General features: G+C 43.7%; 8 protein-coding genes and 1 pseudogene. 5 read left to right on the forward strand and 4 right to left on the reverse strand.

Annotated elements, in window-relative coordinates:
- Positions 1-175: pseudogene (locus tag ACT3QR_RS13600) on the forward strand (DUF4031 domain-containing protein); the annotation flags it as partial.
- 88 nt (positions 176-263) lie between these two features.
- On the opposite strand, the gene ACT3QR_RS13605 reads toward ACT3QR_RS13600, so the two are convergent.
- Both ACT3QR_RS13605 and ACT3QR_RS13610 read right to left on the reverse strand, forming a co-directional pair.
- A complete protein-coding gene (locus ACT3QR_RS13605) occupies positions 264-782 on the reverse strand; it encodes a DUF302 domain-containing protein (protein ID WP_444521848.1) in 519 nt (172 codons plus the stop codon).
- Positions 783-893: 111 nt separating this feature from the next.
- Entirely contained in the window at positions 894-1,814 is a 921-nt protein-coding gene (locus tag ACT3QR_RS13610; protein WP_444521849.1) for a LysR family transcriptional regulator, read from the reverse strand.
- Between the two features lie 287 nt (positions 1,815-2,101).
- Between ACT3QR_RS13610 and ACT3QR_RS13615 the strand changes: the two genes are divergently transcribed.
- On the forward strand, positions 2,102-3,226 hold the full coding sequence (locus ACT3QR_RS13615) for an S-(hydroxymethyl)glutathione dehydrogenase/class III alcohol dehydrogenase (RefSeq protein ID WP_444521850.1): 1,125 nt from the start codon (positions 2,102-2,104) through the stop codon (positions 3,224-3,226).
- Between the two features lie 177 nt (positions 3,227-3,403).
- Here ACT3QR_RS13615 and ACT3QR_RS13620 read toward each other — a convergent pair whose 3' ends face one another.
- The gene (locus tag ACT3QR_RS13620) at positions 3,404-4,099 is read right to left on the reverse strand and encodes a haloacid dehalogenase type II (RefSeq protein WP_444521851.1); all 696 of its coding nucleotides are present in this window, start codon (positions 4,097-4,099) and stop codon (positions 3,404-3,406) included.
- A gap of 44 nt (positions 4,100-4,143) precedes the next feature.
- Positions 4,144-4,797: a DsbA family oxidoreductase gene (locus tag ACT3QR_RS13625; RefSeq protein WP_444521852.1), complete on the reverse strand. Its 654-nt coding sequence runs from the start codon at positions 4,795-4,797 to the stop codon at positions 4,144-4,146.
- Between the two features lie 882 nt (positions 4,798-5,679).
- On the opposite strand from ACT3QR_RS13625, the gene ACT3QR_RS13630 reads away from it, so the two are divergent.
- The 3 genes from ACT3QR_RS13630 to ACT3QR_RS13640 all read left to right on the forward strand — a co-directional run.
- Entirely contained in the window at positions 5,680-6,351 is a 672-nt protein-coding gene (locus ACT3QR_RS13630) for a 2Fe-2S iron-sulfur cluster-binding protein (protein WP_444521853.1), read from the forward strand.
- Positions 6,348-7,340, forward strand: coding sequence for an FAD binding domain-containing protein (locus ACT3QR_RS13635; protein ID WP_444521854.1), 993 nt, complete (start codon positions 6,348-6,350; stop codon positions 7,338-7,340). The genes ACT3QR_RS13630 and ACT3QR_RS13635 overlap by 4 nt, the downstream gene beginning before the upstream one ends.
- A 2-nt stretch (positions 7,341-7,342) precedes the next feature.
- The coding region (locus tag ACT3QR_RS13640; protein ID WP_444521855.1) for a molybdopterin cofactor-binding domain-containing protein at positions 7,343-9,450 on the forward strand (2,108 nt) is incomplete at its 3' end.

Here is a 9,450-nt window from a genome sequence, read left to right on the forward strand (position 1 = left end):
TACGCGTCTATTTCATCGTAATGCCAGCTATCCTCACTACGATATTACGGTTCAAATGCGTGAAATCGCTATTGCGCAAGGTGCCATTCCTGCCGATAGAAAAAAGATTATCGAGTGTGCAAAGAAATTAAAAGTAGAATTGAATGACCAGATAGAGCAATCTAGTCATTCTTGATATGAGTGCTTTTTAAGTCAACAAATCAAGTAAAAAAATAGAGTTTCAGTTTTCCGTTTCACCTATTTATTCAAACGTATTGAGCGAATTATTTTGCCGTTGCTGCAGTACTGATAGCGTTAAGTGCTTTTGAGATATTGGCAATTTCGGTATCGCAACCTTCAATATTGTGGCGTGTCTGGAGGTAGTCAGGGTTGTTATATGATAGCCATACTTTCTTATCGGCATCTTCGCTAATTAGAATTTTTTGCGGCAAGTCAATGGCAACGGTTTGCTCACAGTTCATTAACGGCGTACCTGCTTTAGGGTTACCAAACATAACGACTTGAGTTGGTCTCAATGATAAGTCGACACCTTGTGCATTCTTTTGATGATCGACTCGCGCGAATACCTTCATACCTTTGCTTTCTATAACTGAAACCAGTTTATCTGCAGTATCTTGGACAGAGTGATTGCTCTGTAAAGTCACCAAGCCTTTTTCAGCATTGATAGAGGTAGTTGTATTTGTCATCGCACCAGTGCTATTGGTTTTATTTAACAACGTATCGATACTGGCACAAGAAGAAACGGCCACTGCTAGCGCAGCGATAGAGACGATTTTAATCATAATGACACCTTTAAGTTATTTGTAGTATGGTTAGCCCTAACGATAATGAGCAACATTGAATATTCATTGTGCGTAATCAGGTTTGTGATTGCAACAGCTCTTAACAGAACGTTAAACCAAATGTTCCGCCAAATAATCGACCAACAGTCTAATCTTCGGTGATAGATGACGGTTATGCGGATAAACAGCCCAAATGCTTTCTTCAGGCTCTCTATAATCATCAAGCAAACTAACCAATTCACCAGACGCTAAATATTTTTGCACATAATAATCAGGCAGCTGTACGATACCCAGACCTTTTAGCGCAGCATCGATCAGACTATAGCCGCTATTATATTGCACAGTACCAGAGACACGTAAGTGTCTTTCTATACTCGTTTTTTGGTTGTCCGCCCTACCATGATTATCACGGTTCTCTTTTGCTTTAGCCGTATCTATAAAGTGCCAGTAGTCACGAGTACCCAATAAGCAATTATGTTGACTCAAATCACTTAGATGGTGCGGTATACCGTGTTTTTGTAGATAAGAAGGCGCAGCGCAGACAAAATTAGTGCGCAGGCTAAGTTTCTTTGCCATCATCGTCGAGTCATGCAGTTTGCCAATACGAATGGCCAAATCATAACCCCCTTCAATCAAATCGACTTTCTGATTACTCAAAAAGGCAGTCACTTCGATATCGTGATACTGCATCATAAAATCATTGATGAGTGGTAACAACTGCTGCTCACCGTAAGTCACAGGCGCCGTTAGTTTTATCCTGCCTTGGGGCTTTGATTGTAAGTTACTGACGGCTTGCTCAGCCGCATCTAACCCATCGAGCACACTGCGGCAGTGCTGATAGAAAACACGGCCTTCTTCAGTCAGTGAGACCCTGCGCGTGGTTCGATATAGTAGCTTTATATTTAAGCGCTTCTCTAGTGCGCTGATTTGGCGGCTGACTTGTGCAGTCGAGATGCCAAGCTCTTTCGCACCACGCGTAAAGCTCTCATATTCTGCGACGTAGACAAACTCACTAATCCCTTCCCAGCGCATGATTATTACCAGTATGTAAAAGATATTTGTAAATATAGCATATTGTTATCAGCTCAGAAACAAATATAATGGTTAGTATCAATGTAAAAAAGTGGTGTTTTACTATCATCGATGCTTGCCTATAAAGGGCAGGCAAGATAAGCTCAGCTTAGTCTATCTTTATTTGTTTTAACTGTAGATATAGTGAACGCTAACATGCATTAGTAATTTATTAGAACTGCTTGTACTTATAGCAAAACTGTTGTGTCATTACCCATAAATAACAATCAATTAAAAGAGAGATTTTTATGTCCGATAAATTTATTAAATCAAAAGCAGCCATCGCGTGGGGTCCAAACCAGCCACTATCTATCGAAGAAGTAGACGTCATGCTACCGCGTAAAGGCGAAGTATTGGTAAAAATCGTCGCTAGCGGTGTCTGCCACACAGATGCTTTTACCTTATCTGGTGAAGATCCAGAAGGCGTGTTTCCTTCGATCTTGGGCCATGAAGGCGGCGGTATCGTTGAGCAAGTGGGCGAGGGCGTGACCAGCGTTCAGGTCGGCGATCATGTCATTCCGTTATACACAGCAGAATGCGGCGTCTGTAAAATGTGCCGCTCAGGCAAAACCAATCTTTGCTCGGCAGTACGCGAGACTCAGGGTAAAGGCTTGATGCCAGATGGCACCACGCGTTTCTATAAAGATGGCGAGCCTATCTATCATTATATGGGTTGCTCAACTTTCTCTGAGTACACGGTTTTACCAGAGATTTCTTTGGCTAAAGTAAACAAAGAAGCCCCGTTAGAAGAGGTTTGCTTACTCGGTTGTGGTGTGACTACCGGCATGGGTGCAGTCATGAATACTGCAAAAGTCGAAGAGGGTGCAACGGTTGCTATCTTTGGTATGGGCGGTATCGGACTATCAGCCGTGATTGGCGCTGCCATGGCAAAAGCCCGCCGTATTATCGTGATTGACATCAATGAAAGCAAGTTTGAGTTGGCCGAAAAGCTAGGCGCAACTGACTTCATCAACCCTAAAAACTATGACAAGCCAATTCATGAAGTAATCGTTGAGTTGACTGATGGCGGTGTTGATTATTCATTTGAATGTATCGGTAACGTTGATGTCATGCGTTCAGCGCTAGAGTGCTGCCATAAAGGTTGGGGCGAATCGGTCATCATCGGTGTGGCTGGTGCTGGACAAGAAATTTCTACTCGTCCGTTCCAGTTAGTGACTGGTCGAGTCTGGAAAGGCTCAGCATTTGGCGGTGTAAAAGGTCGTACAGAACTACCAGGTTATGTCGAGCGCTACCTAGCGGGTGAGATTCCATTACAAGATTTCATCACTCATACGATGCCAATAGAAGACGTCAACGAAGCGTTTGACTTGATGCACAAAGGTGAAAGTATTCGTACAGTCGTCAATTTTTAAGCGTGGTTTTTTACGATGCATAGTTTCTTATAATGTAGGGTTTTTGACGAACATATTAACGCTATTGTATGGTCGTCATCGCCTTAACATTATACTTTTGAAACGAAAAAAGCTGCTTCAATATCGAAGCAGCTTTTTTGTATGTTACGCCTAAACAGAGCCTATTAGTTGAGTGTATTAAGCACTTCTTTTGCTAATAAGTTGATCGACTAGTACCGATAAATCTGATGCGGTCAAATCTGGAACTGGTACATTGGGCGCGTTCAGCATCGCATTATAAGGACGTGTCAAAAACGCACCGCGACAACCAGCTGCTTGCGCACCTATAGTATCCCAAAGGTGACAAGCAACAAGACACATTTCTGACGTGTCAACATCTAATGTCTCAGCCACCATCTGATACGTTTCAGGTGCGGGCTTGAACTTGCCAACAGGCTCAATGCTGAAGTGTTGCTCAAAGAACTGACTGAGACCTGCTTTTTCTAGTGGCGTTGGAGAGGTGCTGCTCGCTGAGTTGGTCAGTGTGACCAGTCGAAACCCTGCATCGCGCAAACGAGTCAGTGCAGGCGCAGCATCAGGATGAGCAGGCAGGGCACTCATTCTCTCTTTGAACTCGTTGATATCGTCGTCTGTCAAAGTCACTTGTCTGATATCAGCAACCATTTGCAACGCCCCAACGCCAAGTTCACCAAAAGACGTATAAAGACCAGACAATGTCATGGTTTGTGAGTACAGTACTAGCTGAGCGAACCACTCTCTTAGTACTATTTGCTCACCAAAGACGCGCGTGAATAAAGGCGTTAGTGTGTCGATGTCGAGCAATGTTTCATTGACGTCAAACACAATAATCGAGGGAAAGCGTTCAGAAGACATAAAGAATCCTTTTGTAAAATGGCATTTTTATAACGTTAGGCGATTTATTCAGTCATGTTGGCCAATTGCTCTAATATACTGATGTAGTTCTCGACCCCTTGGGCGCCGCTGACCAGATGACGCTCATTAAAGATAATCGCTGGTACACTTTGGATGCCTTGCTGTTGCCAATGCTGCTCTTCTGCTCGAACTTCATTTGCAAAGAACTGACCTTCTAATACCGCCAATGATTCACTACGATCGAGCCCAGTCTCTGCTGCAATATCGGCAAGCACATTGATATCGGAGATGTCTCTGTTATTGGTGAAATGCGCGGCAAATAACGCTTGTTTTAACTCATGCATGCGACCTTGTTGATCAGCGAAATGTAGCAGCTGATGCAAATTAAAAGTGTTGTGCATGCGTGTGTCATCGTTGAAATTGAATTCAAAACCAACTTCGGAACCAGCTTCAGTCATTCTGACTCGGCTAGCATCTGATTCTTGCTTAGTAGAGCCGTATTTTTCAATAATATGTTCGCGTAGGTTTTGACCCTCGCTTGGCATATTTGGGTTTAGCTCAAATGGGTGCCAGTGGATGGTGTGAGCTGTGTTAGTTTGCTCAAGTGCTGCTGCTAATTGACGATAGCCTATGACGCACCAAGGGCAAACGACGTCTGAAACGATGTCTATTCGGAGCAGTTTTTCTGATGTGCTCATATTTCCTCACAGATACTATTATGTATGTTTTATTTGGGGTGTATAGATAGTGGCGTATTAGTTGGAATCAAGTAGATATACTTAATGATTAGGTAGCAAGTCAGTTCATACTAAGAGAATGACTAAGTGATTACAATGTAGTCTGCGCCGTCTAAGTCGCTAATTCGATAGCGTAATTGTAACTATTATTAACGAGTAAGTAGGCGTTCTTTCGATACGTTGACTCGGTAATAATAAAATCTACGTATACTTAGCCAAGCAGGCATATTCCTAGAATATGCTTTTATTCAGAGCGGCTTCGTTGAAATGATAATTAAAGAAGAAATTCGCTGAGAGGGAATAAAAACTTAATATCAACAATGAAGTCACAGGTGAAAAATATTGCTAAGGCGATAAAACGGCATTACAGTACAAAAGCGTTTTATTTGCGTATTAAAGGTCACACTGCTGTGGCGGTCGTTTCGTTTGGTTATTGTAGTAAAGGTGATCTTAATACTGAGTTACCAAAATCACGCTTTAATGAAAAAACGACTATCATGAAAGCGTAGCCAGTTGCTAGCTACGTAAAGGTTGCATTTAAGAAATACAGTAAGCAAATTCTATATAGAAAAAAGCTATTTGAAAGCTCCATGAACTTGCCGTTTATGGGGCTTTTTTATCGGAACTCTCTCTGATATCACGTAAAAAACTGAAGATAAACAATATGTCACCTATTAGTAGCGCTAACATTTCTAGAGTCTAGTAGATTAAAAACTACACTGGAATCCCTACAAAGTAAAAACAAAACAATTTTTTTCATACGCCATAATAAATTTATCGACGCTCTCTTTTTAAAGCGTATTTCAGCTTTTTATTATGTTCATCTGCCAGCGAGAAGCCTGCATGTCTACTTTGACTTTAACAATCAATAAGCAAGATTATCAGCTTGAAAATCTTGATACCCGTACGACACTGCTCGACGTCTGTCGTCAGCACCTGCAAATCACTGGACCCAAAAAAGGCTGTGACCACGGTCAATGCGGGGCTTGTACGATGCTTATCAATGGACGACGGGTCAATTCCTGTCTGACGCTCGCTCTTATGCATAATGGCGATGACATCACCACGATTGAAGGCATCGGAACGCCAGACTCACTATCGGCGTTGCAGCAAGCGTTTAAAGACAATGACGCCTTTCAGTGTGGATATTGCACACCCGGTCAGATTTGCTCAGCGACTGCATTGATAGAAGAAGTAAAACAAAACTGGCCAAGCCATGTCAGCACAGATTTGCAAAATCCTGATGGTTTCCTTGTACAAGAAATTGCTGAGCGAATGAGTGGTAACATTTGTCGCTGTTCAGCTTATCCAAACATCATCAAAGCTATTTCACAAGTGCTTGAAAATGAAGTGTCAGAGTCTAGTATTCAAACCACAGACAACGCTGCGCAAACCTCAAATGTCACAGGTATTTGGTCACCGCCACCGAGTGAGGCGCAACTTGGCAAGGCCTCAGCAGATAACAATACGACAAATAGTAAGACAGCGACTGGTATCACAGGAGGCCACTCATGAAACGCTTCGAATATAGCCGTGCTGATGCACCAGAGCAAGCAGCGATATCTGCCAGTGATAAAAAGGCTTCTTTTATCGCAGGTGGTACCAACTTATTAGACTTGATGAAACTGGAGGTCGAGACGCCAATTAAATTGGTCGATATTACTCGTTTGGAATTAGAACAAGTCGAAACCACTGCTGACGGTGGTTTGCGTATCGGTACGCTTGTGACCAATAGCGATTTGGCAGCGCATCCTGAGGTCATTGAAAATTACCCAGTATTGTCCCGAGCGATTTTGGCAGGGGCGACAGGTCAGCTGCGTAACAAAGCAACGACTGGTGGTAATTTTTTACAGCGCACCCGTTGTTACTACTTCTATCAAACAGATAGCGCCTGTAATAAGCGAGAGCCGGGCACAGGTTGTCCTGCTATTAATGGCGAGAACCGTACGCTGGCTATTTTAGGTACGAGCGATGCCTGTATTGCTCAGCATCCGTCTGATATGGCAGGGGCCATGCGCTTGTTGGATGCCACTATCGAGACAGTCAAACCTGACGGCTCGACTCGCACTATTGATGTTAAAGATTTTTATTGCTTACCAAAAGATACGCCGCATATCGAAAACGTACTAGAGGCAGGCGAGTTAATTACTCACGTTGTGTTACCTGCATCTATCAAAGGTATGCACACCTATGACAAAGTACGAGATCGCGCCTCTTATGCCTTTGCACTGGTATCCTGTGGCGCAGTGATAGACGCTGATGATAGCGGCAATCTAAAGACGGTACGACTGGCATTTGGTGGTATCGGTACTGAGCCATGGCGTAACGAAGAAGTTGAGGCATTATTAACGAATACCGATGGCAATAATGACGTTATCGCGCAAGCCGCTGATTTGTTATTGAAGGATGCTAAAGGTAATGGTCAGAATGACTTCAAGATACCGTTGACGCGTCGCCTACTAAAACAAGTCATTCAGCGCGCACTAGCGAGCGAGGGAGCATAATCATGTTATTATTTGAATCAATCACTCAGTCAGAGCCGACCAAAAAAATGATCATGGATGAGCCTGTTGAGTCTTTGTTTAGTACAACAGCGAGCAAATTGGTTGGTAAGCCTATCAACCGTGTTGACGGTTCGCTAAAGGTTAGTGGTCAAGCGCCTTACAGTGCCGAAATCTATTTAGACAATAAAGCGTACGGTGTCTTGGTCAGTGCAACCATTGCCAAAGGCCAAGTCGAGAATATCGATAGCAGTTCTTTAGACTGCATTCCTGATATTATCAAGGTTGTGACAGATCCTAAGCACTTTTTGCGTAATTCACAGCAAGGTGGATTAAAAAAAGCGCCGAAGCAGGGAGCGACTGAGATTTTTTATCATGGTCAGCCTATTGCAGTGGTCATCGCTGAAACCTTTGAGGCAGCAACGGAAGGAGCGAACGCACTTAAAGTCACTTATAAAGATGAGACTGACCAAGCGGCATTGAATTTTACTAAAGAGTTATCCAACGCCCATGAAGTCGATGAAAAAAAAGGCCCTGATAAAAACTATGTCCAAGGCGATCCAAAGCAAGGATTGATTGATGCTGAGGTGACACTAGATCGTTTTTATCATACACCGAGTCAAAACAGCTCGGCGATGGAGCCGCACGCAACATTAGCCCACTGGGAAGGCGATAAGCTCGTTCTTTATACAGCCAATCAAATGCTTGCGTCTTGTAAGCAGCAAGTGATGGATGCGCTAGACTTAAACAAAGATCAAGTTCAGCTAATCGCGCACTATGTCGGTGGTGGTTTTGGTAGCAAGCTCGGTATCGCCCCTGAATCTATCGCAGCTGCCATTGCTTCAAAAGAGCTTGGTCGTCCAGTATTGATTACAATGACGCGTCCACAGGTGATGGAAGCAACGGTCAGACGCTCGAACACTCGGCAGCGCATTGCGATTGGCTGTGACTGCGATGGTGTTATCGATACTTTGATACACGATACCATTGCTAGCAATTTGCCAGACGAAGCGTTCTTTGAGCCAACTGCCTTATCTACTCATTACTTATATCGCGGTAAAAACCGCCGTGTAAATTATGGAATGGTCGATATGAACCAAGTGCTAGCAGGCTCAATGCGAGCACCTGGTGAAGCGGTCGGTATGATTGCTGTTGAATGTGCAATGGACGAGTTGGCCGCGCAGTTAGATATTGATCCTATAGAGCTGCGTCGCCGTAATGAACCCGAAAAAGACCCTAGTAAAGACATTCCATTTTCGACGCGTCAGCTGATTGCTTGTATGGAGCAAGGTGCTGAGCAGTTCGGTTGGAGTCAGCGAAACGCAAAGCCTGCCAGTCAGTTAGAAGGCGACTGGTGGATAGGGACAGGGATGGCTGCGGCAGCACGTGGTAACCAGCTGCAACCGTCTGAAGCGCGAGCAACGCTGCAAATCGACAAATCAAAAGCACTTGGTATTAAGGCGGTTATAGAAACAGATATGACAGATATCGGTACAGGGTCTTATACCGTGTTTTCTCAGGTAGCTGCAGATTTACTAGGGCTACCCATTGACCATATCGAGATGAAATTAGGTGATAGTGCCTTACCACCTGCATCAGGTTCTGGTGGTAGTTGGGGTGCGGCGAGCGCAGGTAGCGGAGTATATCTAGCTTGTGAGCAGCTACGTGAAATGCTAGCAGAAAAAGTCGGCTTATATCCTGATACGATACAACTGGATAATGGTCAAATTAAGCAAGTAGGCAAGCACGATACAACTTCAGAGAACGCATTAGAAGAAAAAACACTGTCAGAAACAGAAAAGTATAATTTTGAGAATAAAGAGTCATATGCGCTTACCGAGGTAGTCGCAGGTTATGAGGAGCAAAAAGTTAGTGCTAAAGGACAGATAAAGCCAGGTAAAAATGGTAAAAAGTATCGTCAATCATCTTTTGGTGCCAATTTCGCTGAAGTAGCCGTGCATAAAGTCACGGGTGAAATCCGAGTAAAACGTATGACGGGTGCATTTGCAGCAGGTCGTATTCTTAATCACAAAACTGCAACCTCACAATGCTATGGCGGCATGGTATTTGGTATTGGTTCAGCATTGATGGAGGAGATCATCCACGACAAACG

The organism is Psychrobacter sp. AOP7-B1-25 (assembly GCF_052376195.1).
Taxonomy (GTDB): domain Bacteria; phylum Pseudomonadota; class Gammaproteobacteria; order Pseudomonadales; family Moraxellaceae; genus Psychrobacter.